At 65.8% G+C, this 24,520-nt stretch carries 21 protein-coding genes and 1 pseudogene; 6 read left to right on the top strand and 16 right to left on the bottom strand.

Features of this window, described 5'->3' with window-relative positions:
- Positions 1 to 6: 6 nt before the first annotated feature.
- The 10 genes and pseudogenes from NJQ44_RS07380 to NJQ44_RS07425 form a co-directional block, all read right to left on the bottom strand.
- The gene (locus NJQ44_RS07380) at positions 7 to 2,124 is read right to left on the bottom strand and encodes an outer membrane protein assembly factor BamB family protein (RefSeq protein WP_254274040.1); all 2,118 of its coding nucleotides are present in this window, start codon (positions 2,122 to 2,124) and stop codon (positions 7 to 9) included.
- Positions 2,121 to 3,125 (bottom strand): glucodextranase DOMON-like domain-containing protein, encoded by a 1,005-nt coding sequence (locus NJQ44_RS19560; RefSeq protein ID WP_254274324.1) that lies wholly within the window; start codon positions 3,123 to 3,125, stop codon positions 2,121 to 2,123. Before NJQ44_RS19560 ends, NJQ44_RS07380 begins: the two co-directional genes overlap by 4 nt.
- Positions 3,108 to 6,935, bottom strand: a pseudogene (locus tag NJQ44_RS07390) (glycoside hydrolase family 97 N-terminal domain-containing protein); the annotation flags it as partial. The pseudogene NJQ44_RS07390 and the gene NJQ44_RS19560, both read right to left, overlap by 18 nt.
- Positions 6,936 to 7,127: 192 nt before the next feature.
- On the bottom strand, positions 7,128 to 10,589 hold the full coding sequence (locus NJQ44_RS07395; RefSeq protein ID WP_254274041.1) for a glycoside hydrolase family 97 N-terminal domain-containing protein: 3,462 nt from the start codon (positions 10,587 to 10,589) through the stop codon (positions 7,128 to 7,130).
- A 299-nt stretch (positions 10,590 to 10,888) separates the two neighbouring features.
- Positions 10,889 to 11,629 carry an ABC transporter permease gene (locus NJQ44_RS07400; RefSeq protein ID WP_254274042.1) on the bottom strand — a complete coding sequence of 247 codons (741 nt, stop codon included), beginning with the start codon at positions 11,627 to 11,629 and terminating at the stop codon, positions 10,889 to 10,891.
- Positions 11,626 to 12,567 (bottom strand): ABC transporter ATP-binding protein, encoded by a 942-nt coding sequence (locus NJQ44_RS07405; RefSeq protein WP_254274043.1) that lies wholly within the window; start codon positions 12,565 to 12,567, stop codon positions 11,626 to 11,628. Before NJQ44_RS07405 ends, NJQ44_RS07400 begins: the two co-directional genes overlap by 4 nt.
- Positions 12,568 to 12,615: 48 nt before the next feature.
- The gene (locus NJQ44_RS07410; protein ID WP_254274044.1) at positions 12,616 to 12,852 is read right to left on the bottom strand and encodes a SelT/SelW/SelH family protein; all 237 of its coding nucleotides are present in this window, start codon (positions 12,850 to 12,852) and stop codon (positions 12,616 to 12,618) included.
- 39 nt (positions 12,853 to 12,891) lie between these two features.
- Positions 12,892 to 13,566, bottom strand: a complete 675-nt coding sequence (locus NJQ44_RS07415) for a DUF7546 family protein (RefSeq protein ID WP_254274045.1) — start codon at positions 13,564 to 13,566, stop codon at positions 12,892 to 12,894.
- On the bottom strand, positions 13,563 to 14,969 hold the full coding sequence (locus NJQ44_RS07420) for a heme o synthase (protein WP_254274046.1): 1,407 nt from the start codon (positions 14,967 to 14,969) through the stop codon (positions 13,563 to 13,565). The genes NJQ44_RS07415 and NJQ44_RS07420 overlap by 4 nt, the downstream gene beginning before the upstream one ends.
- 86 nt (positions 14,970 to 15,055) lie before the next feature.
- Complete coding sequence (locus NJQ44_RS07425; protein ID WP_254274047.1) at positions 15,056 to 16,078, bottom strand: PKD domain-containing protein; 1,023 nt, start codon at positions 16,076 to 16,078, stop codon at positions 15,056 to 15,058.
- A gap of 217 nt (positions 16,079 to 16,295) precedes the next feature.
- Here NJQ44_RS07425 and coxB point away from each other — a divergent pair, with 217 nt between their 5' ends.
- Entirely contained in the window at positions 16,296 to 17,039 is a 744-nt protein-coding gene (gene coxB / locus NJQ44_RS07430) for a cytochrome c oxidase subunit II (protein ID WP_254274048.1), read from the top strand.
- Positions 17,040 to 17,526: 487 nt separating this feature from the next.
- Here coxB and NJQ44_RS07435 read toward each other — a convergent pair whose 3' ends face one another.
- Positions 17,527 to 18,345 carry a CAP domain-containing protein gene (locus NJQ44_RS07435; RefSeq protein WP_254274049.1) on the bottom strand — a complete coding sequence of 273 codons (819 nt, stop codon included), beginning with the start codon at positions 18,343 to 18,345 and terminating at the stop codon, positions 17,527 to 17,529.
- Positions 18,346 to 18,450: 105 nt separating this feature from the next.
- Between NJQ44_RS07435 and srp19 the strand changes: the two genes are divergently transcribed.
- The 3 genes from srp19 to NJQ44_RS07450 are packed head-to-tail and all read left to right on the top strand — an operon-like array spanning position 18,451 to position 20,042.
- Entirely contained in the window at positions 18,451 to 18,729 is a 279-nt protein-coding gene (gene srp19 / locus NJQ44_RS07440; protein WP_254274050.1) for a signal recognition particle subunit SRP19, read from the top strand.
- Entirely contained in the window at positions 18,726 to 18,953 is a 228-nt protein-coding gene (locus tag NJQ44_RS07445) for an H/ACA ribonucleoprotein complex subunit GAR1 (RefSeq protein WP_254274051.1), read from the top strand. The genes srp19 and NJQ44_RS07445 overlap by 4 nt, the downstream gene beginning before the upstream one ends.
- Positions 18,954 to 19,001: 48 nt before the next feature.
- On the top strand, positions 19,002 to 20,042 hold the full coding sequence (locus NJQ44_RS07450) for a presenilin family intramembrane aspartyl protease PSH (protein WP_254274052.1): 1,041 nt from the start codon (positions 19,002 to 19,004) through the stop codon (positions 20,040 to 20,042).
- Here NJQ44_RS07450 and NJQ44_RS07455 read toward each other — a convergent pair.
- Together NJQ44_RS07455 and NJQ44_RS07460 are read right to left on the bottom strand one after the other, a co-directional pair.
- A complete protein-coding gene (locus NJQ44_RS07455) occupies positions 20,039 to 21,040 on the bottom strand; it encodes an ornithine cyclodeaminase family protein (protein WP_254274053.1) in 1,002 nt (333 codons plus the stop codon). The genes NJQ44_RS07450 and NJQ44_RS07455 overlap by 4 nt on opposite strands.
- A gap of 78 nt (positions 21,041 to 21,118) precedes the next feature.
- The gene (locus NJQ44_RS07460; RefSeq protein ID WP_254274054.1) at positions 21,119 to 21,340 is read right to left on the bottom strand and encodes a DUF8015 family protein; all 222 of its coding nucleotides are present in this window, start codon (positions 21,338 to 21,340) and stop codon (positions 21,119 to 21,121) included.
- 481 nt (positions 21,341 to 21,821) lie between these two features.
- On the opposite strand from NJQ44_RS07460, the gene NJQ44_RS07465 reads away from it, so the two are divergent.
- Positions 21,822 to 21,989 carry a DUF7331 family protein gene (locus NJQ44_RS07465; protein WP_254274055.1) on the top strand — a complete coding sequence of 56 codons (168 nt, stop codon included), beginning with the start codon at positions 21,822 to 21,824 and terminating at the stop codon, positions 21,987 to 21,989.
- A gap of 81 nt (positions 21,990 to 22,070) precedes the next feature.
- Here NJQ44_RS07465 and NJQ44_RS07470 read toward each other — a convergent pair whose 3' ends face one another.
- Together NJQ44_RS07470 and NJQ44_RS07475 are read right to left on the bottom strand one after the other, a co-directional pair.
- Positions 22,071 to 22,490 carry a DUF3054 domain-containing protein gene (locus NJQ44_RS07470; protein ID WP_254274056.1) on the bottom strand — a complete coding sequence of 140 codons (420 nt, stop codon included), beginning with the start codon at positions 22,488 to 22,490 and terminating at the stop codon, positions 22,071 to 22,073.
- Between the two features lie 21 nt (positions 22,491 to 22,511).
- On the bottom strand, positions 22,512 to 23,093 hold the full coding sequence (locus NJQ44_RS07475) for a class I SAM-dependent methyltransferase (protein WP_254274057.1): 582 nt from the start codon (positions 23,091 to 23,093) through the stop codon (positions 22,512 to 22,514).
- 73 nt (positions 23,094 to 23,166) lie between these two features.
- Between NJQ44_RS07475 and NJQ44_RS07480 the strand changes: the two genes are divergently transcribed.
- On the top strand, positions 23,167 to 23,709 hold the full coding sequence (locus NJQ44_RS07480; protein WP_254274058.1) for a GNAT family N-acetyltransferase: 543 nt from the start codon (positions 23,167 to 23,169) through the stop codon (positions 23,707 to 23,709).
- Here the strand turns inward: NJQ44_RS07480 and NJQ44_RS07485 are convergent.
- The gene (locus NJQ44_RS07485; protein WP_254274059.1) at positions 23,706 to 24,518 is read right to left on the bottom strand and encodes a DUF8054 domain-containing protein; all 813 of its coding nucleotides are present in this window, start codon (positions 24,516 to 24,518) and stop codon (positions 23,706 to 23,708) included. The genes NJQ44_RS07480 and NJQ44_RS07485 overlap by 4 nt on opposite strands.
- Between the last annotated feature and the right edge of the window lie 2 nt (positions 24,519 to 24,520).

Genomic DNA, 24,520 nt, shown 5'->3' on the forward strand with positions numbered 1-24,520 from the left:
GTCCCGTTATTCGTCGCGGCGCGTCGCGAGGAGCGCGGCGGCCACGATGGCCAGCAGCGCAACGACGGCGGTGAAGCCGGGGCCGGACCCTTCCGTGGTCACGGTGGCCGTGGGTTCGCTCTCGCCGCCGCTGTCGCTGTCGTCGTTCTCCCCGCTACTGTCGCTGTCTTCGGTACCGCCGTCGGAGTCCGATCCGCTCGACGAATCGTCGCCTTGATCGTCTTCGACGGATTCAGTCGCGGTTTCGGTCTCCGGTGCTTCAGTCTCCGTCTCGTCCTCGGTGGACTCGGTTTCGGATTCCGTCGCCGGTTCGTCGGTTTCCGTCTCCGTATCGTCGTCAACGTTACCGGCGTCGCCGCCGCCACCGCTGCTGCCGCCGGAACTACCACCGGACGTTCCGTCCTCGGTCACCGTGACGATGGTGCTCTGTGAGCCGATGGTCACCTCGTTGTTTCGGACGTACTTGAACTCGTGCTCGAAGGTGACAGTGTCGGTACTGCCTGCGTTGACCGTGATTTCCTTCGTGTCCCTGAGCGTGCCGTTGACTTTCAGTTCGGCGGTGTAGGTTCCGCTCGCGTCACCGCTGTTCTGGATGTCGGCCGTGATAGTCGTCGCCTCGTCCTCGGTGGTCGAACTCGGGGCCGAAATCGAGGTGACGCTGAAGATGGACCGGGCTTGCACGTCGACCGTCTCGGTCTGTCGACCGACGCGGACCGTCGTCGACCCGGACCCGTCGTGGGTCGCTTCGAAGGAGACGGTGGTCGTCGAGTCGGCCGCGATGTCGATTTGTTGCACGTCTTGGGCCGACGTATCGTCGCCGACGACGACGCCCCAGTTCGGCGACGCACTGGTCGAACCGGTGTTCTCGAACGTCGCGTCGACGGTGAACGGTGACGCTTGCTCCGCGGTATCGGGCGCTGAGACTGACGTTACACGTAGCGCGGCGAACTTCTCCACCGTGCCGTCGTCGGTACCGATGAACATGTCGGTTCCGGAGATGGCGGGCGCAGTCGCGACGGTGTCGCCGTTCGGTTCCACCTGGAAGCGCCCTTCGCCAGCGTCGGCGTCGATGACGGTGATGTTGCCGTTGTCACCGGCGGCGAAGACGGTATCGTTCGCCGTCGAGACGGCGATACCGAGTGTCCCCGCGGTGTCGTACGTCTCCGTCCAGACGGCCGAACCGCTGGAATCGATGTCGTGGGCGGCGACGATGCCGCTCTGTGACCCGACGACGGCCACGCCCTTGTGGATGGCGGGGCTGGAGAAGACGCCGTCGTAGGTTGAGGTGTCGCTCCACTGCTGGTTGCCGTCGAAGTCGTAGGCGGCGACCGTGCCGTCGGTCGCGGTGACGACGACGGTCTCCGTTTCGTCGTGGACGGCGGGCGCGTTGATAGCGCCACCGGCCACGTCGACCTGCCACTGCTCGTTGCCGTCACCGCTGTCGAGGCGGTGGAGTGCCCCGCTGCGGTCGCCGACGAACAGCGCGTCGTTATCCTCGTCGAGCGCGGGCGTCGTCCGACCGGCCGCCGAGCCGAGGTCGTGGGACCAACTCAGCGAGCCGTCGGAGGCGTACGCGTAGACGAAGCCGTCGTTGCTGGCGACGTAGACGGTTCCGTCGCTGGCGACGGTGGCCGACCCGTAGATAGCACCGTTCGGGTCACTCGCCTCCCAGTTCTGCGACCCGTCGCTCGCGTCGAGACTGTAGACGTAGCCGTCCTCGGTCGCCGCGTAGACAGCCCCGTCGTGGACGGCGGGCGTGCCGTACACTTGGCCGTTCACCGTCGCGGACCACGTCTCGGAGCCGTCGGCGACGCTGTAGGCGCGCACTTCGTCGTCGTCACCGACGTAGACCGTGCCGTCGACGACGGCCGGACTGGACGCGATGTCTGTCCCGTCGCCGCTGTCGGTCCCCCACTCGAAGTTGAGGCCGCCGAACTGGACGGGCGTCGTCGTGTTGCCGGTGTTGGTCGTGTCTGCTTGATAACTGCTCCACGCGCCGGTGTTACCCGCGTTCCCGGTGTGAGAGGATGCCGCGACGGAACCGAGCATTCCGGCGGGAGCCGCTGCGACCGTCAGCACTGCCAAGACGAGCGCGACGAGCGCCCGTCGTGAGGTATCGCTCATTTGTTCGCCTCCCGTGCGAGTTCCCGCACGTCAGCATAGTCCGGCACCACCCCGTCGGTGCCGGGAATCGCGCTGTTGTTGTTGTACGCGTCCTGCACTGTCTCGAAGTGGGCGCTGGTCACCGGACCCTGACCCGCGACTGCCTCACGGACGCTGTTCGTGACGGCCTCGCCGTCGACGAACGGGATGTCGTAGCCGTCGAAGTCGTCGCTGCCGGTGATATCCGAAGCGGTCGGGTCGAGCACGTCGGCCTGCGAGACGCCGTCGGGCAGGACGATGTCGAGGATGTTGTTGTGAGTGTAGTTCGGCGGTGCACCGCCGAAGTCGTATTTACTATTCACATTGCCGTCAGATTCGACTTTCCGAACACCAGCGGTATATTCATCATCTCCAGCATAGCTGAACATCATCGGAACGATGTCCGAGCCGCGGATGCCGGACGGAATCGCGCTCTGTGGCACCACGATTTCGATGGCGCTGTACTCGGGGATGGCCCGCGTACTCACGCCGCTGTCGGCGTCGGCGACGACGTTCCAACTGCCGTCCTCGACGACCGGAATCGTCGCCTCGCTGTTCGGGACGTTGGTCGTCGCCGCGAACCCGTGGGCGACGATGCGGCGGTGGTAGCTCTCCCCGAAGATGTTCTGGGGGCTGTCGTAGGCGTGGACACCCTCTCGGCTGTAGGTGTTCGCGTTCGACGCGGCCGGGTCGCGGATGTATATCTGGACGTGCTGAAGCCCGTAGCCGTAGTCCCCGCCGAAGGGGTCACGAATCTGCGGCACCTGAACGAGGAATCGGTAGTCGCTGCCGTCCTCGTAGATGTCCACCTGCTGGATGTCGTGGTCCTCGGGCGTGATGTCGCCCGTCGACGGGTAGCTGAAGGCGTTATCGCCGTCGGAGGACGTAGCGGGACCGTACTGGTCGCCGGTGTCGTCTTCGAGCGAGGCGATACGCTCGACGCTCGTGCCGAGTCGGTCCTTGTACAGCGGCGTGAACGGTATCTGCGCCTTGCTCTCGGCATCGTAGGCCAGCGCATCGGACTGGCTCACGCCGGGCGGTGTGAGCATGTCGAGGACGCGCGGCGCGTTGCTCTGTGCGTTCGCGTCCGCGCCGCCGAAGACGTACTCGCCGTTGTCCACGTTGACCGAGCGGAACGAACCGAAGTCCTCGGACCCGACGACGGGCGCGACTTCGGTGTTGACGATGTCGATATCGTCCACGTCGCTCTTCGAGACGGAGAGGATAGCCGTATTCCCGTCGAGGTTGACGAGCTTGCTCACCGACCCGATGTCGTTGCCCTGGGCGTCGATGACGCCGCCGCCGAAGCCGCTGGCGTCGACGCGGTAGTGCCACCCGGACTCGAAGTCCGTCGTGACAGAGAGGTCGCCGTTCTCCGTGGCGGTCCCACCCGACAGGGACGGGTCGCGCAGATAGACGACGAAGTAGTGCGGCGAGAAATCGCCGCCGAAGGCGTCGTAGAGGCTGTCGACCTCGAAGGCGAACAGGTAGTTCGTGTCGGACTCGTACACCTTGAAGCTCTTGAGGTCGAACGCGCCGTCTTGGAAGGCGCTGTTGGTCGGGTAGGTGTACCCGCCCGGTCCGTCGTCGTCGCCGTCGGGGTCGGTGAACTCGGCGACCAAGACACCGGGAGTCACGGTGACCGTCGCCGACGCGAGGTCAGCGTCGGTCTGGAGGTCCTTCAGGACCACGTCGTAGGTCCCGGGCGAGGAGAACGTGTACCCGAAGTTGAAGTCCTTGTCCGACGCGCCGGGAGCGAGACGGATGTTCTCGATAGCGTCGACGGAGCCGTCGACCTGAATGCCGACGGTCGTCCCGCCGATGTAGTCCCCGGTGTTCGACCCGGTCGCAGTGATGAACTGCTGGTCGAGGTCGGGGCCGGTCGAGATGTTGAAACTCACGGTCTGCGAGGGGAGCGAGTACGCCGAGAGGTTCGACGCCTCACTCGACGATGCGGGGGTCAGTCGGAAGGCCGTCCCGCCGCTGCGAGCCATCGAGGCGAGGACCGTGTCGCCGCTACTGACGATGGACTCGGTCTGGCGAATCTCGGTCGGGTTCGTGTCCACGTCGATACCGGCTTCGTCGGTGTACATCTCCATCTTCCAGCCGTTGGACTGGCTGGCGAGGAAGTCGAGCGTGACGTTGATTGCGCGGCCGTTGCCGTCGGTCATCGCGCCGACGTACCACTCGTTGCCCTGCTTGCGGGCGGTGACGATGTACTCGCCGATGGACGCGTCGAGGACGCGCGTCTCGTCCCAGCCCCCGGCCGGGACGTCTTCGATGTACTTGAAGTCGGGCTTGGAAGCGACGTTCTCGTTCGCCACCATGCCGTCGGTCAGGGCGGTGTAGTCCGCCGGGAACGGCGCGCTGCCGCCCTGTGCGGAGATGCCGACGGTGTTCAGGTTGAACCCGCCCACGTCGCCGGAGAAGGAATCTCCGTCGGTGTAGTTGAGTTCGACGTCGATGGTGTTCTCGCCCGACTGGAGGTCAACGTCGACCGTGTGAATCTGCCAGTCGTCCCACGCGTTGGTGAACTGCGGCGTAATCTTGCCGTCGCCGCCGTCGTAGGCGCTACCGTTGACCTTCAGCGTCGCCTGACACTCGCCGTTGTTCAGGACACGCGGCGCGTTGGTCCCGTCCGACCCGTTCGAGGCGTACCGCAGGTGCAGGGTGTAGGTACCAGCCCCCGAGTCGTTGTCGACGGTGAAACTGACTTTCGACCCCGAGGGTGCGTTGTTGGGGTCGACGGCGACGTAGTGCGTCCCGAAGGCGTTGCGCCAGTCGTCGCCGGTAATCAGGCCGTCCAAGACGCCCGAGGGTGCTTGGACGTACTCGCCGATACCGAACGACTCGTCGATGTACGCCTCGACCCGGTCGGCAGCCATCTGGATGCCCGCGTTGTAGGTCGGGTACATCGCGAGCTGTTTCGCCCGCGTGGTCTGAATCTGGTCGCCGGTGTCGTCGTTGAACGTGATGTCGAAGATGCCGGGCTGATAGCTCGTCGGCCCGGCCAGCATCCGCGTGAACGGAAGCGTGACGTGGTGTTCGCGGCCGACGTTGGACCCGAGCGCGCCGAACCCGTCGTACTCCTGGGCTTTCACGACCTCTCGCGCGGCGACGTTCGGGTACGTCCGCATCTCGCCGGTCGGCTTGATGCCCTCGTGAATCTCCAGCATCTGTCGCTCGCCCGCCGCCGCCTGAATCACGGTGCGGTGATGGTTGACCGCGAGTTGGCAGTGCTGGTTGTGACTCGGCGACGACTGGTTGTCCCCGAACAGGCCGGGGTCGGAGACGTAGCCGTTCTTGATGGAGCGGATGCCTTGGTCGTCGTACTGCGAGAAGATGTCGTCCGTCTCGATTTCGTTCTCGTAGTTCGGGAGGTTCCCCGACGTCTCGTTGTGGATGGTGAACTCCACGGGGTTCGAGAGGTTCGCCCCGTAGGTCGTAATCTCCGGCACGTCGAAGTCCGGGTAGGAGTCGGCGACGCCCATCTCCAGCGACGCGCCCGTGTCGCTGGCGTCGGACCCATAGGAGTCCCATCCCACGTTCCACCCCTCTGCCAGCACGCTGTCGATGCTGTTCTCGCTGGCGAAGTGCATGTACCGCTTCATGCGCTCTGTGCGCGCACCGTGGATGTACGCCGCGGGGTCGTTGCCGTTGTTCGAAACTTCGCTATCGGTCTTGTACTCCCACCGCGCGTTGCCCGCGATCATCGTCCACCAGATGCCGATGTACTTCCGGGGCGTCAGCCAACTCGTGTCGACGCCGCCGTTCCCGTCGCTCGGGAGCACGTCGTCGTCGCGGTCCTCGTTCAGCAGCGGGATGAGTTGTGATTCGACGAGGTCACCCGGACTCGTGGCGAACTGAACGGTGCGCCACGGCGTCGCGTTCGGGGCCTGCAGCGAGGCCTTCGTATCGTCCGGGAGCGGCGCGAGTTGCGTCGAGAACGTCGTGCCGCCGTCGTCGGCGTCGGCGGCGAGCGACGCCGTCGAGTAGTCGTCGAGGTTCGCCTCGTGAACGCTCATGTAGGCGTTCTCGCCCGCCTTGACGGTCAACGGCGTGTGTGCCCCCGTACGAATCTCGTTGTCGGTCGGTCGAATCGTCCGCGTGCCAGCGTCGATTTCGCTGAGTTTCGATTCGGTGTACTCCTGTTCGAACCGCGGGTTGACGAACTCGTTCGTAATCCACCACGCCGTGTAGTCTCCCGCGAAGTTGAACTGCGTGTTCTCTGAACTGACGACGAGGTTGCCGCTGTTGGCGGCGAAGTCGTCGTCGAAGACGAACCGGAAGCCGAGGCCGTCGTCGAAGACGCGGAGTTCGAGGTTGCCCGACCGACCGGGGGCGCTCGACTCTTCGAGGCCGAGTCGAAGGTAGTTGTAGTCCTCCGAGACGCTCGTGAACTCCCCCCATTCGGGCGTCCAACTTTCCGTGGCCGTCCCGCTCTCGCTGCCGGTGACGGTGATGCTGGCACCGCTGGTGCCGTCGGCGCTGGCTCCGAACGTCGCCTGATTCTGGAAGTCGAAGCCCAGATTCGACGACTGGATGTACGTCGTGTCGTTGAACGCGACACTGTAGGTCGGTGTCCCACCCGATACGTCGACAGTTACCCCGATGCTGCCGTCGGGCGACGCGACAGTCTGCGTGTCGCTGTCGTCCCCACCAGTGACCTGTGCGGCCACCGATTCGGGCACGTCTTGCGTGTACGCCGCCGCTGCCACGAGCGACGCCACGCCGCCGAGGAACTCCCGGCGCTTGAGCCCATTAAGAGTTTGTTTGGATTGTCTACTAACCATTTCCACCTCAGTAAGATGAGTTATGCACCATAAATCCAACGATTATGGACGTTGATGAAGAACTATTTCGTCGCCTATCTCAACTTTCCGCGAGGTTAATTCAATCTCGGCCGCCGACGTTCGGCGGCGGGCGGACCGTAAAAAACGAAAGCAGACCTCGATAACCGAATGTCGGTCTCGTGTGAGTTCGCCTTACAGCGACGTGAACGGCAGCGACGCCAGCGTCGACCCGTCGTAGGCGAGCGCGCTGGATTGGCTCACGCCGTCGGGGGTCACCATGTCGATGATGCTGGGGGCGTTGCCGACGGCCCCGGACTGCGCGCCGCCGAACTGCCACTGGGTCGCGCTCTCTTGTACGTCGCGGAACGCGCCGTAGTCCTCGGAACCGACGACGGGCACGACTTCGGCGTTCTCGATGTCCACGTTGCTCATCGTGCTCTGGGCGACGGACAGCGTGACCGTGTTCGCACCGAGATCGACGCTCAGTCCGGGCGTGCTGAGGCTGTTGCCCGCCGCGTCGATGACGCCCTGACTGTAGCCGCTGGCGTCGACGCGGTAGTGCCACGCCGCGTCGAACTCGGCGGTGACGTTCAGGTCGCCGTTCTCCGTCGCCGACCCGCCCGACAGCGAGGGGTCGCGGAGCCAGACGACGAAGTAGTGCGGCGAGAAGTTCCCCGAACTGAAGGCGTCGTAGAGGTTCGACACCTCGAAGGTGAAGTCGTAGGTGGAACTGGTCTCATCGACGTCGAACGAGAGCAGGTCGAACGCGCCGTCCTCGAAGGAACTGTCGGTCGGGTAGGTGTACGCGCCCGGTCCGGCGTCGTCGCCCGACGCGTCGCCGAGACTCGACGAGAAGGTTCTCGAAGACGACTCGGCGGGCACGAGACGGAGCGCCGTCCCGCCGCCCGCGCCCATCGAGAAGGTGATACTGTCTCCGGCCGCGACGTTCGATTCGGTAATGGCGACGTCCGTGGGGTTGGTGTCCACGTCCGTCCCGGCCGCGTCGGCGTACTTCGTCATCGTCCAGCCGTCGGGCTGACTGGCGAGGAAGTCGAGCGAGACGGTCACGTCGCGGGCCGTCTCGTCGGTCATCGCGCCGACGTACCACTCGTCGCCCGAGCGCTTCGCCGTCACGATGTAGTCGCCAATTTCGCCGTCGACGGCCACCGTCTCGTCCCAACTCGCGGGGACGTTCTCGATGTAGTCGAACTCGGGTTCGGTGTCGAAGTTCTCCTTGCTCGGGTCGACGTTGGCGTAGTCCGCCGCGACGGGCGACCCCGCGCCAACGTCGCTGACGGCCACGGAGTTGAGGTTGAAGCCCCCCACGTCGCCGCCGGTCCAGGTACCGCTGCCGTCGGTGCTGTAGTTCAGTTCGACGGCAACGGTGTTGTCGCCCGCGTCGAGCGATACCGTGGTCGTATGGATGCCCCAGTCGTCCCAGTAGTTGGTATAGCTGGGCTGAATTTTCTGGGTGCTCCCGTTGACCGACAGCGTCGCCTCCGGGCCGCCATTGTCGATGACCCGCTGGGAGTTCGCCGAGGAGTCGCTGGCGTACCGGAAGTGCAGGTCGTAGTCGCCCGCGCTCGGGACGTTCTTGACCGTGAAGGTCACCGACGCCCCCGAGGGTTCGCGGTTCGGGTCGACCGGGACGTAGTGCGCGCCGTAGGCGTTGCGCCACTTATCGGCGGTAATCATCCCGTCCAACTCGCCCGACTGGGCCTGCACGAACTCGCCGACTTCGAGGCTCGAGTCGACGTAGGCCTCGATGCGGTCGGCGGCCATCTGGATGCCGCCGAGGTAGGTGGGGTACATCGCGAGTTGTTTCGCTCGCGTGGTCTGAATCTGGTCGCCCTCGTCGTCGTTGAACGTGATGTCGAAGATACCGGGCTGATAGCTCGTCGGCCCCGCCAGCATCCGCGTGTAGGGTAGCAGGACGTGGTGGTCGCGGCCGACGTTTGACCCGAGCGCGCCGAACCCGTCGTACTCCTGGGCTTTCACGACCTCTCGCGCGGCGACGTTCGGGTACGTCCGAATCTCCCCCGTCGGTTTGATGCCCTCGTGAATCTCCAGCATCTGCCGGTCGGCCGCCGCCTGCTCGATGACGAGTCGATGGTGGTTGACCGCGAGTTGGCAGTGTTGGTTGTGCGTCGCGTACGTGCCGTCGCCTTCGAAGCCGAGGCCCGGGTCGGAGACGTAGCCGTTCTTGATGGAGCGGATGCCCTCGTCCTCGTACTCCTGGAAGATGCCGTTGTTCTGAATCTCGTCCTCGTAGTTGACGATGTTCCCGGCCGTCTCGTTGTGGATGGTCATCTCCACCGAGTTAGAGAGGGCCGCGCCGTAGTCAGTCACTTCCGGCACGTCGAAGTCCGGGTAGGAGTCGGCCACCCCCATCTCCAATCCGGACCCGTCGCCCGGATACGTGTCCCACCCTTGATTCCATCCCTCGACGAGGACGCTGTCCATCCCGTTCTGACTGGCGAAGGACATGTAGCGTTTCATCCGTTCGGTTCGCGCCCCGTGGATGTACGCCGCCGGGTCCCCCGAAATCTCGCTGTCGGACTTGTACTCCCAGTTGGCCGACCCGGCGATCATCGTCCACCAGATGCCGACGTACTTCCGTGCGGTTATCCAGTCGGTGTCGACGCTCCCCCCAGCGGTCGGTAGCACGGACTCGTCGAGCGGATCCGCCAGCAGCGGAATCAACTGCGATTCCACTAGTTCACCCGGAGTGGAGCCGATTTGGACCGTCCGCCACGGCGTGACGTGCGGGGCCGACGCCGACACCTTCGTCCCGTCGGGAAGCGGCGCGAGTTCCGTCGCCATGTTCTTACTGCCGGTGTCAGATTTCGAGGCGAGCGACATCGACGCGTAATCGTCGAGATTCGACTCGTGGACACTCAGATACGTGCCGTCGCTGGCCTGCATCGTCACCGGTGTGTGCGCCCCCGACCGGACCGTGTTGTCGTTCGGCCGAATCGTTCGCGACCCGGCGTCGATGCCGCTCAGGTTCGTCTCGTTGTACTCCTGTTCGAAGCGCGGATTGACGAACTCGTTTCTGATCCACCACGCCGTGTAGTCCTCGCTGAAGTTGAACTCCGTGTTCTCGGAGGTGATGGCGAAGTCTCCGAACTCGGAATCGAACGCCCACTGGAACCCGAGGCCGTCGTCGAACACCCGGATGCGGAGGTTCGCCGACCGGCCCGGACTGGCCGTCTCTTCCAGACCGATGGTCAGGTAATTGTAGTCTTCGGAGACGGACGCAAAGTCCCCCCACTGGGGCGTCCAGTTCTCCGTCGCCGTGCCGCTGTCAGTGCCAGTCACCGTGATGTCCGGGCCCGTGCCGCTGATGGCCGTCCCGAACGCCGCTTGGTTCGCGAAGTTGAACCCGAGCGGCGACGGGTCGATGTAAGTCGTGCCGTTCGCCGAGACGCTGTACGTCGGAACGCCCGAGGAGAGGTCGACGGTCATCTCGATGGATCCGTCCGGCGATGTCACGCTCTGAACGTCTGAACTGTCCCCCGAAGTCACCTGCGCGGCGACTTCCGCCGGAACGTCCCTCGAGTACGCTGCCGCCGCCAGTAGCCCGGTCACCCCACCGAGGAAATCCCGTCGGTTCAGTCCGCTGCCACTACCACCGAATGGATTCTCTGCCATGCCAACTGGCGGAATAACAATTATAATAGTAAACCTTTCGGATGTGGGCTATTGTCACCCCTCATATATGTCGGCAACTAGATAAGAAATCTATCGCTCGAAAGTCCACAATACGTTTGTTTCAGATGCTGTACGGACTAATCCGGTCGTAGACCGCACTGCTTTGCGTCGTCGTCTACTGGCGTATGACGTGATTAAATATCCGGCAATACTTACAAAATCAACCGATGAGGGTCCGTACAGAACCTGGCGCGCGGTCGGGCGCGCCCCGTCAGCCCCCAGTCCGGATTGGCGCTGATTCAGTCCGTCCGTGGCAGGAGTCGCGCGCCGACGAGGAACGCCACCACCGCGCACGCGGTCAGGACCGTCAGCGCCGGAAGCGCGTTGCCGCCCGTCGACGTGGCCGCGCGCACGCCCCGCGAGAAGTACGTCAGCGGCGAGAGCCACGTCGGAAGCCACGCCGGGAGCAGGGAGGGGGGAACGAACGTCTCGGACAGGAACAACAGCGGCAGGGCGATGGCGTTGCTCGCGGAGATGACGCCGTCCTGTGAGTCGGCGAGGCTGCCGAGCATCGCACCGACGCCACAGAACAGACCCACGCCGACGGCGACGAACGGGAGCAAGAGCGGCGACGGTCGAATCTGCGCCCCGGTCAGGACCACCATCAGACCGAGGATGAGTATCCCAGCGAGGCCGATGATGACGACGTTGACGAGCGTCTGTGCGAGGAGCCACTCCGGTCGAGTGAGCGGCGTCGTCGCCAGTTTCTCGAAGCGGTTGCCGTCGCGGTGCCGCGCGACTTCGCTCCCGACCCGGGACAGCGGCGTGAACAGCACGACGACGGCGAGGTAGCCGGGAACGTAGTACGCCGGTGGTTCGGTGAACAGGCCGCCCCCGCCTGGCCGCGTCTGGACCAACACGCCGAAGATGACGACGATGATGAGCGGGAAGAAGAACGTGAAGAAGACGGCCGTCCGGCGGCGGAGAAATGCCAGCGCTGCCGCCCGCGACTCCGAGCGGAGTCGGCCGAGACGGCTCATTGCGGGCCTCCCGACGCGGCGGCCGTCGCCTGTGGTTCACCGCCGCGGCCGACGCCGGTGCCGGTCAGTTCGAGATACACCGCTTCGAGGTCGGGTTCGGTCCACGTCAGGCCGTCGTAGCCGACGCCAGCGCCCTCGAGAGCGTCGACGACGCCACCGATGGACTCCGGGCGGACGCCGTAGACGACCAACTGCCCGTTCCGAAGGGCGGTCCGCGCGGGGTAGTCGATAGCCGAAACGGCGTCCTCGTCGAACGTGCCGTCGACGAGGAGTTGGCTGTCGCCGCCGTGGTCGGCTATCAACTGCTCGGGGTCGTCCAGCGCGGCGAGTCGGCCGTCGGCGAGCAAGCCGACGCGGTCGGCGAGTCGTTCGGCCTCCTCCATGTAGTGTGTCGTCACGAGGATAGTGACGCCCCGGTCGGCGAGGCCCTCGAGCAACTCCCAGATGGCCTGCCGACCCGCTGGGTCGATGCCCGTCGTCGGTTCGTCCAACACGAGCAGGTCGGGGTCGTTGATGAGCGCCGTCGCCACGCAGGTCCGACGCTGTTGGCCCCCCGAGAGGTTCTCGTAGGTGGTGTCGGCGGTGTCCGCGAGTCCCACGTCCGCCAGCACGGCGTCCACGTCTCGCGTCTCGTCGTACAGTCCGGCGTAGTAGGCGACGAGTTCGCGGGCGGTCAGGCGTTCGTGGGGCGAGAACGACTGCGGGAGCAGGCCGATTCGGCTCCGGTCCACTGCGCGGGGTGACTCGCCGAACAGTTCGACACGCCCCTCGGCGTCGGTGGTCCCCGTCAGCGCCCGGACCAGCGTCGTCTTCCCCGCGCCGTTGGGGCCGACCAGCGCGAGGACTTCCCCCGCTGTCGCTGTCAGCGACACGCCGTCCAGCGCGACCGTGTCGCCGTACCTCCGTTGCACGTCCTCGGCGACCAGTACCTCGTCCATATCTGCCCGTCCGGTATCGCCGCCGAAAGCGGTTCCGTTCTGTCGACGCTACAGACTGGCGCGCACGGCGCGGACGATGTCGTCCACGTCGTAGTCGTCTTCGTCCTTGTCGTACACCGCCTCGCCGTCGACGGTCACGCGGAACACGCCGTGTGACCCCATCACCAAACTCACCTTATCCAACTCGCCTTCGAGGCCGTTGAGAATCGCGCGCTCGACGGCCAGCGCTCGGTCGAGGAATCCACACGGGACGCAGTACTCGATTTCGACTTCGACGTTCGACATGCGCGCGGGTACGCTCTCGCGGGAGAAAAACGCCCGCCCTCAGCGGCCGAACGGCCGCCAGTACAGGAGCGCGACGGAGAGGAGGTACACCACAGTCGCCGCGCCGTACGATTGGGGGACCAACTGGCCGACGACGGCCGCCGTCCCGCCGAGGACGCTGGAGACCACCGGGACGAGAATCCCGAGGACGCAGGAGACACACGAGAACAGGCCGGTCAGCGTCCCCCACGAGAGGCCCGCCGAGTCCAGCACCATCACGTAGACGAGATACGACAGGGCGGCGTAGCCGACCAGTTTGTACGGGATGAGCGTCACCGACACGACTTCGCCGAAGTACGCAAGCATCGGGTTCCACCCCGGCGGGAGGTACAGCAGGTTGAACTGGAAGTACGACTCGATGCCGGGCGACCCCGGGCGGACGATACCGCCGATGGCCGCCAGTACGAGGAAGTACGCGCCCGCGACGAGCATTCCCTTACGGCGTTGGGACTGCGAGACGGGCGGTGGCGTCGTCTTGACGATAGCCAGCAGGCCGACGTTTATCCAGACCAGCGGGTAGACGTACTGGGCGATGCCGGTCAGCGAGGTGGCCGTCGTCCCGCCGAAGAGGACGTGGAATGCGACCAGCAGGAGTTCCGTATTGAGGAGGAGCGCGCCGTACAGCAGCGTCTCGCGGTCGAGCGAGAAGTCGGGTCGGCGAGTGAGCGTGCTCATATCGCGAGGGCATCGACGACGATGGCCACGAGCAAGAGCCCGAGGTAGGTGTTCGAAGCGTGGAACGCCCGGAACGCCGCCGCTTCGGTCTGTTCGCGGTGGAGGCGGACGACCGTCCACAGGAAGACGGCCCCGAACGCCACCGAGGTCAGCGCGTACAGCCATCCGAGCGAGGTCAGCGCCGCCAGCACGCCCGAGGCGACCAGCGTCGCGCCGAGGTAGTAGACGATGTGTTTCCGCGTCGTCGTCTCGCCGCGAACGACGGGCATCATCGGGAAGCCGCCCTGCTCGTAGTCGTCCTTGTACGCCAGCGCGAGGTTGTAGAAGTGCGCGGGGGTCCAGAGGAAGATGACCGTCGCCAGCACGATACCGGGGAGGCCGACGGTTCCGGCGACGGCGACCCAGCCGATGAGCGCCGGGAGCGCCCCAGCGGCCCCGCCGATGACCGTGTTCTGGACGGTGTTGGGCTTCAGCACGAGCGTGTAGATGACGCTGTAAAAGAGGATGGCGGCCAGACCGAGGGCTGCGGCCAGCAGGTTCACCTGCCAGAACAGCCACAGCGACGTCGCGGAGAGGACGAGACCGAAGGCCATCGCGTTGCGCACCGGAATCTGGTGGGTCGCGATGGGGCGGTCGGAGGTCCGGTCCATCCGCTTGTCGATGTCGCGTTCGAGGACGTGGTTGAACGTCCCGGAGGCTCCGATAGAGAGGACGCCGCCGCCGAGGGTCAGCAGGACGGTCCGAACGGTGAGGTCGGTCCCCGTCGCCCCCGTCGCCAGCGCCATCCCCGCGGCGGCCACGAGACACAGCAGCCACATCAGCCGCGGCTTCATCAGTCGGAAGTACGCGGAGACGGTGGCGACGACGCGCTCACGCGCGGAGAGAGACGCCGCCGAGACGGGGCGCTCGTCGTTTTCCTCGGGCATCGGTGCGGGCGAGAGGTCGGTGACCGGTTCTTCCTCGTCGTCACCGGTCTCGGCTTCCAGATGCCACGCCAGCGCGAGGACGAACGCGCCGAAAATCGCCATCCCGACCGCGAGGTGCGCGCCGGGGAGTTGGCCCGCCGCGCCCGAGGTAGCGACGAACGCGCCGAGCGCGATTTGGAGGGGGTACAGCGCGAGGCCCGCCACCAGCGTGGCCTTGACGCGACGGGACGCGTCGGTTCGCAGACCGAGGCCGACGGTCACGAGGGCGAGGACGCCGACTATTGCCGCAGTCAGGCGGTGCCCGCGGGCGATGAGCAGTTCGGGCTCCGAGAGGGAGACCGGACCGCGACACAGCGGCCACGTGGTGCACGTCGCCACCGCGTCGGTGATGGCGGCCGTCGCACCGGCGATGACCAGCAGATAGACGCCGACGGCAGTCGCCGCCAACAGTCCGGCGAAGGTCCGGCTTGCAGCCATTAGTTACGACTTTGTCGGCGGACACTTAGACTCCTCGCTTTTTCGCTCGAACCCCACTGTGGCACCGAAACGAGGCGGGACCCCGGCTACGATCCGGTGACCGTCGCGCCCGTCTGCCACTGGAAGACGAGTTGCTGAATCTCGCCGTCGGTGATAGTCTCGCCGCCGGTCCCCGGCACCTCCGCGCCCGTCTGCCACCAGAAGACGGCCTGCTGGATTTCGTCGTCCTCGATGGTTGCGTCGTCGCCGGACCCGTAACTGGCGACGGCCTCCGTCACGGTGGTCGGTTGGACGGTGACGTTGACGGTGTCGGTGTCCGTCGCACCGCTCTCGTCGGTGACGGTCACCTCGAAGGTGAGCGTCGTCGCGGAATCGACGGCGGGCGACGTGAACGTGGGCGTCGCCGTGTCGGCGTCGGTCAGCGTGACTCCCGTGTTGGTCGCTTCGGTCCACCTGTAGGTCAGCGGGTCGCCGTCGGGGTCCGCCGACCCGGTGGCGTTCAGTTCGACCGCGGTCACCTCGGCGACAGTCCGGTCGTCCCCCGCGTCGGCCGTCGGCGGCCGGTTCGCCTGCTCGATGGTGAGAGTGGTCGTCTCAGTGTCGTCCTCGGAGAGGACTCCGTGTGCGTAGTCGCCGGGCACGAGGCCGCTCGTATCGATGCCGGTGAACTCGACGGTCGTACTCTCCCCGCCGTCGAGCGTCACGTCCTCGGTGACGACGGCGCTCTCGTCGCTGAGTTGGCCGTCACCGTCCGTGTCGTCCAGTTCACCTTCCCAGCCCTCGGGGAACTCGAGTTGCAGTTGGGGCGCACCCGTGTCGGCAGACGTCTCGAACGTCGTCGTCAGAGTCACTTCGTCGCCGGGGAGCGCGGTCGTGGCCGTCGTCGACTGCGTGACGCTGGCGGTCTGGGCCGCCGCGACACCGGCGAAGCCGTCCGTCGCGAGGACGACGAGCGCCGCCACGACGACTGCGGATACGGAACGAGATGTGCGAGCGGTCACGGTGTCGTCACCTACCCGTCCTCCCGCGTCAGCGGTCCGTCGGGCAATTGTGAGCGCCGCGTTCGGCGCGATACTGGAGAGCGTCTGATGGGCATACGTGCGATACACCGGCCATATCAGGCTTCGTAATCGCGGATAACTGGCCTATAGCGGCTCGCCCGGAACACGTTCCGCTCACCCCGTGTTTCGAGGTCGGTTTGTGGCCGCTATCTGCCTGAGAAACCCCCTCCTAATCGACGTGCCGACGCCCTGTCTGTCGCCGGACGAGACGGGGTCCGAAAGTCAAGACAGCAGTTATTTATCCCCGAAATCCTAAGCCGCGACCATGACCCGGAGACGCGTCGGTCTTGTCGCTCTGTTCGGCGCGGCGTTGCTCGCGCTCGCCGCCGAACCGGTCGCAGCACAGCCGTCCGCCTCGACGACGGTCGAGCAGATTTGGGAGCTGAACCTGAACCTGCTGTACGTCGCCATTCCGATTACCGTGTTGGTCGAGGGGATTCTCATCTACACCGTCTGGCGGTTCCGCAATCAGGACGAACCGCTCCCGACGATGGAGAACCGTCGCCTCGAAATCACGTGGACCGTCGCGACGGCCATCATCCTCCTGTTCGTCGGCGTCGCCTCCTATCAGGTGCTCGCGAGCCCCTACGTCACCGCCGAAGCGGGGGCCCAAGCCGACATCCAACAGGAGAACCCCGAACACATCGAGGTGCAGGCCTACCGCTACGGCTGGTCGTTCTACTACAACGGCTCCAGTTTCCAGGACAACGCGGCGGCCACGTCGACCGGAACACTCCGCATGCCAGCGGACAGGGAGGTCCGGTTACGCATCACCTCGCGTGACTGGCTCCACGCCTTCCACGTCCCGAGCCTCGGGCTGAAGTCCGACGCGTTCCCCGGCCAGTACAACCGTCTCCGTACGGTCCCGACCGAACCGGGGACCTACCAACTGTACTGCGCCGAGTACTGTGGCTCCGGCCACTCGAGGATGCTTGGCGAAGTCGTCGTGATGCCGCCCGACGAGTACGACCAGTGGATTGCCGACCAGCAGAACCAGTCCAGTAACTGACGCCTGCGGCCTCGTTCTCTCGCCGTTCTCACACGATTCCGTCGCTCCCCCGGACCGTTCGTGTTTGTACTCCGTCGCCTCACTCTCTCGGCCGTGTGTCGTCTCACGCTCGTTCTCGCACTCACTCGAAGCAGTTCACTGCGGGCCGTCGCGTCAGACAGACGCGCCCGACGAAGTGGTCACCCTATCCGAGCGAGCGGTATCCGCTCGCTCGACGAGCACTGTCGAACAAGCAGACGCCCTCGACCCACGGACGTTGTCCTCGCACGCGGTGTCGCGCTCGACTCACTCGTCGGCCGTACTCGGTCCCGTCTCTCGGCGTCAAGCGACCGGGACGCTGTTCGGCGTCGGCACCGCGCTCCCGTCGCTGTCGGCGTGAGTGTCGCTCCCTGCGTCGGACCCTTCGGGGCGAAGCGAGTTGTTCGCTCGTCAGGTAGCCGCTCTCCAGAATGCGTCCGTCGTTTCGAACCGCGAAAAACCGGTCCGGTCAGCCGCAGATGTTCGCCGTCGCGTACACGTCGCCCGAGTCGGTGACGTTGATGCCGATGCCCATCCGGGCGGCGTTCGCGTAGGTGAGGCGGTCGCGGTACGGTTGCGTGTCGAACCAGGAGTCGACGATGGCGCGAGCGACCTCTCGGTTCCCGGCGTTGAACTGCTCTTGGCCGTCTTCGGTGTAGACCTGTCCGGCGACGGTGCGGTCGATTGCCTCGAAGTTGTTGCCGTCGGGATATCGGACGTACGACTTTCCAGCGGCCTGGAACGTACAGGCGCTGTAGAGGTCGCTCTGGCGGTATCGGTCGGCACTGTCGACGCCGTCGATTTCGTGGACGGTCCGCCCTTCGGCCGCCATCGCGTCACTGTGGCCCTCGGCCATCACTGCGATACGGTCCGCGGTGTTCCCGTTCGGGGACATGGGGTCGAGGCGGCGCTGTTGTCGCTCCTCGTTGATGAATTCGGCGACGTGTGCTGCGATTTTGCTCTCGCTGTAGTACCGCGGTGGGACGTACGCTTCCTGCTCTGTCTCGACCGGCGTCGGGGTTGGCGTCGCCGTCGCCGTCCCGTCTGGCGTCGTCTCGTTCGTCGCTGTACCATTGTCCACAGAGCCGTTGGAGGCGGACCCGTTGGTCGGCGTCGCTGTACTCGTCTGCGCCGCGCCGCCGTCATCGCCGCCACCGCTGTCCGAACCACTTGAATCGGTCTGTGGTTCGGCGTCCTGTCCACCGAGTTGCATCCCGACGAAGATACCACCGCCGAAGGAGGCGAGGACCAACAGGACGGCGATGCCCAGCACGGTTTTGTTGACCATCGTACGAAGTCATATCCCATTTGGTTATGTATGTTTCCCTCATGCGACGGCCGACGCACGTCGGATGTCGGAAAGGCACATAAGCCAGCGGGGGCCACGTCCGGTATGGTCGAGAACGTCATCTGGCCTGCGGCATTCGACGCGGACTGTTCGCGCAGCGAGGGGCGACGCGTCTCCCGGGGCCTCGCGGTCGAGGAGCCGACGGTCGACGAGATTGCCAAGGCGGTCCAGCAGGTCGGTTACGACGCGGTCATCGAACGCGAGAAGACCTATCCGAGAGAGTACGAGACTCGGGGCAGAGTCCTCGTGAAGAACGCCGACGACGCCACGAAGACGGACCTGCTGGGTGCCGTTGCGGCGTACCTACAGGCGCTCCGCGAATGAGGCGCGTCGGGTCGGTCGTCAGAGTCGCGCAAGGGCTGGCAATCGTCCGCGCGCCCGACGCGGAGTACGCCGATGTCGGGACCGATATCGTCGACGACCAACTCCGGACCGTCGGCTCCGTCGTCGACGTGTTCGGTCCCGTCGAGAAGCCGTACATGGCCGTTTCGCCGGGGTCGAACGTCCACCTGCCCGGACTGGTGGGGTCGGCGCTGTACGCACGCTGAGCAGACGGCTCCGTAACCCTCAAAGTCGGTCCTCTCGGACGTATCGGCATGGATACACGCTGGCGCGTCGCCGCGGGATGTGGACTCATCGCGCTCATCTTCCTGTTCGTGCAGTTGGGTGCGTTGGCGCTCGTCGAACCGTTCAAGAGCGCTGGCTATCAGGCCGTCGAGGACCCGTCGGACCCGACGAACAGCGTCCTCTACATCGGTGGCATCCTCGTCGCGACGGCGGTGATGTTGCTCGCGTTCAAGTACGACGCAGACCAGTTGATTCGCGGCCTTGTCGTCTTCTCGGGGGCGTGGCTCTCGCTGTACGTCTTTCGCGTCCTCGTCCCACCCGTCGTGACGGTGGGCGGATTCAACGTCCTCGCCATCGGACTGGCGGCCGCGCTCGGCGTCGCACTACTGGTCCACCCGGAGTGGTACGTCATCGACGCCGCCGGAGCGGTGATGGGCGCGGCGGGCGCGGGACTGTTCGGCATCAGTTTCGGTATCCTCCCGGCGCTCGTCTTGCTCACGGTGCTCGCGGTGTACGACGCCATCAGCGTCTACGGCACCGAACACATGTTGACGCTGGCCTCGGGCGTGATGGACCTGAAGGTCCCCGTCGTCCTCGTCATCCCGCTGTCGCTGTCGTACTCGTTCCTCGACGCGCCGACGCCGAATCCGACCGCGGACGCCGCCGCTGATGGCGGAGATGGCGTGTCGGCCCCCGAACCGGCGGTCGACGAGCGCGAACCGGATACGGGCGACGACGGAGAGAGGGCCCACGAAGACGGCGGGCCGCTGGACCGCGACGCCCTGTTTATCGGCCTCGGCGACGCCGTCATCCCGACGGTGCTGGTAGCGAGTGCGGCCTTCTTCGCGCCGGAGGGCGTCGCCACCGTCCTCGGGATACCCCTCCCGTCGCTGACCGCGATGGTCGGGACGTTCGTCGGCCTGTCGATACTGCTCTGGATGGTCCTCAAGGGCCGTGCGCACGCCGGGCTACCGCTACTCAACGGCGGCACCATCGCGGGCTACGTCTTGGGCGCGTTCGCCGCGGGTATCACGCTCGTCGACGCCCTCGGACTCGCTCCGTACCTCTAGTCCATCGCGCGACTCGCGGGCGCGAACGGAATCTCCTCGCCGACCTCTTCGTCGCTGGCGCGGTCGTACAGCATCTTCCCCGCCGCCACCGTCTCGATGGCCGTCCCGCCGGAGTCGAAGACCGTGATTTCGTCGGGACTGGTGCGGCCGTCGGCGTGGCCCGCGACGACCTCCCCCAGTTCCGCGTGAATGTGGGCTTCGTCGACGACGCCTTCCTCCATCGCGTGGATAAACGACCCGGCGTCCTGCGTGACCCGGTCGCGGAGGTCCGGGACGTACGTCGCTCGCTCGATGGTCGTCGCGTCTAACTCCCGCTTTTCGGGGTGATACTGTCCCATCGCGGTGACGTGCGCGCCCGCTTCGAGCACGTCGCCGTCGAAAACCGGTTCGCTCGCGTTCGTCGCCGTCACGACCACGTCCGCGCCTTCGACGGCGGCCGCGGAGGACGCGACGGCCGCCACGGTGGCGTCCAATGCCTCGTTCATCTCGGCGGCGAAGGACTCCCGGTGAGCCTGCGTCGGCGAGTACACTTCGACGCGGTCGAAATCGCGAACGGTCGCGGCCGCGCGGACCTGCCCGCGGGCCTGCGCGCCGCTCCCGATGACGGCGAGGTCCGTCGCGTCCCGGCGCGCGAGGGCGTCGATACCCACGGCACCGGCCGCGCCGGTCTTCAGCGGATTCATACTCGCGCCGTCGAGCAGGGCCAACGGGTCGCCGGACTCGGCGTCGAAGATGGGGAGCGCGAAGTGTGCGTCCCGACCGCCGAATCCGGCGGCGTAGGTGTACCCACCCATCGCGCCCGTCTCGGGGAGAATCGCGAGGTAACCGGTGAGCATCCCGGCGGGGTCGTCGTTGAACAGCGTCGTCCGCGGTTCGGCGGGCGCGCCGTCGCCGCGCTCTCGATACCCCTCCCGAACGGGGTCGACGTAGTCGGCGGGACCCGCGAGGGAGGCTATCTCGTCGCTCGTGAGGAACAGGGCAGTCGCGTCGGTCGACATACCTCCATCTTCGGTCGACCGGTCCTTAACCTCGGTGGCGACAGAGCGGCGGAAAAATTGGATGACGGGTACCGACGGTCAGTCGGCGGTCTGGAGCGGTTCGGTCTGTGCGGTCGACTCGGTGGGGACCGGGTCGACCGGTGCGCGGACGAACATCGCGTGGCCGATGAGGCCGACGGCGACGACCGAAGCCATCGGAATCGCGGTGGTAATCGCGAAGCCAGCAATCGTGAGCGCACCAGTGATTCCAGCCATTGCGAGCGGGATGAGACCGAGGACAATGTCGTAGTAACCCGTCATAAGTGTGAATTATAGTTCGGGATATGGGTACATAAGTGTTTCCCGTATTCTCTGCATAGTATTTCTTATAGGCATCTTATACCCCGTCTGAAATCTCTCCGATAGATTCTCATAAGTTATGGGAAGGTACAGGGCCAAATTATCGGATAGAGCGACTCTACCGCGTATTAGCGAGACCTGGACATCGGCTTCGAGACGGTCGGTGGCGGCGTTTGCGACGTTCGGGGCAGACTACGCGCGTTCTGGCGGTCGACGACGGCGAAATCCGTCGCATTCTGGCCGCGCGCGAGGTATTGTCAGGAACGTATCCGTTCTCCCCCGCTACCGGTGTTTTTCAGCTCGTGAGAACGACGTAGGACATCGTTTACGCATCGGCAGAGCTGGTTTTTTCGGCTGATAACTGGGGGATAGTACTTATGAACCATGCCAAAGTCTCCCAATACGGAGGGGGCAGCGCCACACACTGCCTGCTCTCAGGACAATGAGCACGAACGCCACGGACAACACGAGTGACGCCACGACGGACGCACCGGAACGGCGGTATGCGGAACTACACATCGGCGACGACGAGTTCGTCATCTACGACCGAGAGAACCACCAAGCGTGGATTCAGTCGACAGTCGCTCTCGACGTAGACGAACTCCGCTAAGTGGCGCGACTGCTTCGGTAGTGGTGGGAGGGTTACGGCACTCAAAAACCGGTTATCGGGACGCGGTGTCCTTTCTTCGGACTATCTCGCGAGGAGGAGCGACGCGGCCGTCCGCGCGACGACGAGCAGCGTCCCGCCGATGGCGACGGAGACGAGCGCGAACGTCAGTGCGGCGTCGCCGTGGAACACGGCCGTCGCGCGCAGCAGTTGGGCGACGACGACGGCGAGGACCCAACTTCCGAGCGTCCTCACCGCCATCCCGGTCCGACTCCGCAACACGTCGCTCCCGTAGACCCCGGTCAATCCGCCGACGAGGACCCACCCGAGCAAGAACGGCGCGAGGGTTCCGGCGAATCGGCCCACGTCGACGAAGGGGTTGTAGCCGTGCGTGACCTCGCCGACGCCGACGAACACCGCGATGGCGGCGAAGTCGGCGACTGCCAGCGCCGCCGTCCGCGAAGACAGTTCGACTCGTTCGCCGCCGACCGTCGAAACGCTCATGCTTGGCGGTTCGAACTCCGCTCACTTCCCTGTCTCGCTTTCGGCGACACCCGCGACCGTGTAACCGAATCCCTCCTCGACGATAGTCGGCCTGAGACCCGCGGCCGTTAGCTTCTCGACTAACTCCGCTGGCGTGTAGAAGACCGACTCGAAGCCGACGAGGTGTTCGGCGGCGACAAGCCCCCGTCCGCGCAGCGTCACGGGGTCGAAGTCCCGGATGACGAGAACGCCGCCGGGCCTGAGCACGCGCGCGGCCTCCGCGAGTACGTCGTCGACTCGGTCCATGTGGTGTATCGCGTCGACGACGAGGACTGCGTCGACGCTCCCGGACTTGAGCGGAAGACGACGGGCGTCGCCAGCGACGGTATCGAGACCGTGGCGCCGGGCCTGTCGGAGCATCCCCGGGGCGGCGTCGACGACCGTTCGTTGCGGGGCGTCGAGACGCCGAATCGCCCGTCCCGAGCCACCGCCAACGTCGACCATGCGCTCCACGTCCCGCTCCGCGACGGCAAGCCCGTCGCGGAGCAGCCCCCTGCGAGCGGGGGGCATCACTCGGTCGTACACCGGCGCGAATCGGTCGAACGGCCCCACGTCACCGTGCATGCCCCTTCTTCCGTCGCGGCGACCAAAACCGCTCGGTCGCAGGGTACAACTCGCCGGGCCACTGAGAGTCGGTATGGAGTTCGCGTTGCTGGGGTGGCCCGAGGACGGCCACCGCCTCAGACTCGACCACACGCGGTTCGCCTACGCCGGGAAGTTCGTGATGACGTCGACGGGGAAGGCGGTGGTCGGGGACGACGGCGTCGTGGCGGCGGCGGCCTTCGACGCCGACCGGACGGACGACGCGACGCTGTGCGTCCGCTACGTCACCGTCCGCACCGACCGGCAGGGCGAGCGACTCGGAGCCACTCTCCTCCGGTTCGTCCGCGCACGAGCGACCGAACGCGGCTACGACCGCGTGACTATCGGCGTCAACAATCCGTTCTCGTTTCAGGCGGCCTACCGTGCGGGATTTAGCTTCACGGGCGAGGAACGCGGCCTCGCCGAGTTGACGCTGGCGTGGCCCGGCGAGCGCTCGACGGAACGCTATCAGGCGGGGTTGGACCGGTTCAGAGAGCGCGACCTCTCGGCCGAGGAGCAGGACTTCCTCGCCGCGAAACGCGGGCGCGACCCGCCGAGCGTCGTTGCGGACCCCGCCGACGGCCCAGGCGGCGATTAGACCGGTTCCGACTCGAACAGACGGGCCGAACAGTCCCCGCAGGTGACCGCGGCCACCTCGTACTCGTGACAGCACGACTGGACGGTCTCCGCGCCGAAGGTCGGCGTTCCGCCACACTCCGGACACGTATCGAGAAACAGGCGGAGGCCGTTCAACACCTGTCCGCGCTGTTGGACGGAGAGTCGGTCCCAGTCGTCGTAGGCGTCTTCGAGCACCGACGCGGCGGCGATGTCCGCCTCGAAGGCCGCCCGCGACTCCCACGTCCCCACCGTCGTCTCGTCGACGCGGGCCTGAAAGGCGTCGCCGTACTCCTCGAACTCGACGGTGGCGGCGTCGAGGTCCAACTGCGACAGCAGGGCCTCACGGTCGGCGTCGACGGTCGCCACCGCGTCCTGCCACGCGTCTCTGTACCACGTGGTCAGGCACAGGTCGTCGCCACAGGGTTCCAACGCGCCCACGTCGAGCAGTACGGATTCCACGTCGAAGTCGGCAATCGATTCCGTCTCTCGGCCGGGCCGGGCCGACTGCGGCCCCTTCCCGAATAGCGCTAGGACTGGTGCCGGGAGATACCGCTTGGTCAGCGTCGGCGTGCCGGGGACCAGATAGCCGCGGACGTAGACGAGACCGGCGGCGGTGAGAAAGACGAGACCACCGGCAGGAGCGGCGAACGCGGGCCGTCCGAGGGAGACGATGAGCGTGGCGACTGCCGCCGAGAGGACGGCGGCGATGAGCAGGTTCACGACCGTACACGGGAGACAGCGATTCGCACCGGTGTACTCCGGGCGGCGGAGTCGGTCCACTATGTGCATCG

It is taken from the genome of Haloarcula marina (genome assembly GCF_024218775.1).
Lineage (GTDB): Archaea > Halobacteriota > Halobacteria > Halobacteriales > Haloarculaceae > Haloarcula > Haloarcula marina.